Annotated in this window: 1 protein-coding gene; it reads right to left on the bottom strand. The window is 36.2% G+C overall.

Annotation, left to right across the window (positions count from 1 at the left end; translation table 11 throughout):
- On the bottom strand, positions 1 to 2,034 hold a 2,034-nt coding region (locus FLB_RS07305; protein ID WP_231891060.1), incomplete at both ends, for an Ig-like domain-containing protein.

Here is a 2,034-nt window from a genome sequence, read left to right as displayed (position 1 = left end):
TTCCAATTGGGACGCCCGCCGGAATTACTATTTTACCTTGGGCATCTACTGTTATACCTGCTAACCCATTGGTATCCAAGATAGTAATGGTTACTTGAGAAGGACTTACTGTTCCGTTGTTAATCTTATCATTACCTAAAATATCTAAAATAACTCCTTTGGATGCATCTATAGGTTTAGAAGTATAATCATCATTAATGGCAAGTATAACTGGAGCAACAACTGTGATGGTTTCTGTAGCTGTTTGACAATTTGATGGATTATTTTTCTCACATATTTGATACGTTAATATATAGGTTCCTGCTGGTGTATTCGCTAAAACATCTACTGATCCATCAGGATTTAAACGCAAATTTGGACTGGTGTTTACAACTGTCAAATTTACATCGGCTAATACAACTGGTTTACCATTAAAAGTGTCGTTGGCCAGTACATTTTTTACCTTAGGAGTTATCGAAGTTGAACTCACAATCGCTCCTACTGAATCATTATTGGCAACCATTGTCGCAAATAATTTACATTGAATTCCAAAATCTAATTTGTAATCAATCGGATTTGTTGCTGATAACTGAGTATTTCTGGTACTATTATTGGTGACTCCACAAACCACAAAACCTTGAGTGGCATCATTTTTTTTCGTAATAAATCTATTTAGAGGCGATGATAGGTTTTTAATCAAACCGGTCGCTACTTTTGCTTGTGCTGCAGTTTCTAAATTAGATTCCATCACTAAGTTCACTTGGTAATCACCCCAGTTTCCTTGTGGCGCTCTGGTTCTCCAATACCCTTGAATGCTCATGGTTACTTGTCTTGAAAAGCCATTTGGTCCTGTAATATAAACATTGGGTACATTGGTCGTACCATTTCCAAGTCCTGCCGCATTGATTTCGCCTTCATTTATTTTACCTTGATAGCTACCATCTCCATTATAATCGATCCATTCCCATTTACTGTAATCAATATATCCATTAGCATCAGGTAAATTTTGGGTCACTAGTCCGTCATTATTCGCATCAAACCATTCATCTTGCAAGCCATTACTATTGATGTCGTACCAAACAAAATTTCCTAAAACAGGTAAATCTGTTTTGTCATAATCAAAATTTACAACTTCATAATTACAACTTTGAATATTCAAAAATTGAATACTAGGCCCTACATTATATAAGTTTTGAGAACTATTTAAATTAACATCCTGTACTTGTATTATATAATCTCCAGGTGTAAACCCTGTAAAACTGTAAGAACCATCAGCCTTTGTCAGCATCAATAATACGGAACCTGTAGTTTTTTTATCTGGAATTAAAGTCACAGGAACATTTGCTAATGGTTTATTATTCAGCACATCTTTTACAACACCAGAAATTTTTGTTGTATTGCAAGTTACCGTCACCGTCACTGTGGCTTGAGCACAAACCATTGGTGCATTTTTAGTACATATTTCGTAGACTAAAGTATATTTGCCTGCTGGGGTACCTGCTTTTACATCGACCGAGCCGTCTTTGTTAAAAGTAAACCCAGTTGGTACATTGATTGGCGTTAAGCTAACAAGATCATATGTTGTTGGAGTTAATACAATTCCGTTTAACACATCATTCATTAATACACTATCAATAGTTTTCCCTGTTACATTGTTGATTAAATGTATCCCATCATTCGAAGCAATTACCTCATTAATTACTGGAATTGTAATAGTTGCTGGTGCAATTGCTAAAGCTCCTTTATCATCAGTTGCAGAAAACAGGAATGTATCATTTCCTGAAAAAGCACCGCTTGGGTCATAGGTTAATCCATTAGCTTCTAACGGAGTTAAGACTTGATTAGGAACTACTGGAATTCCTGCCAAAGCTAAAACCCCATTTCTTGGCAAGCTTACTATTGTATAATTTACAATTATTCCATCACTGTCTGTTGCTTGCAATGACTTAATCGTTGTTGAGCCTGCGGACGCGGTCAAAACTGCATTAGTGTAGTCAATCGCAATTGGCGCATCGTTTTGAGCGGTTACCTTAATAACAACATCGGCTATATCGG

The sequence above is a fragment of the Flavobacterium succinicans genome (assembly GCF_001662485.1).
GTDB classification, from domain to species: domain Bacteria; phylum Bacteroidota; class Bacteroidia; order Flavobacteriales; family Flavobacteriaceae; genus Flavobacterium; species Flavobacterium succinicans_A.
This window is presented reverse-complemented; position numbering and strand designations above follow the sequence as displayed.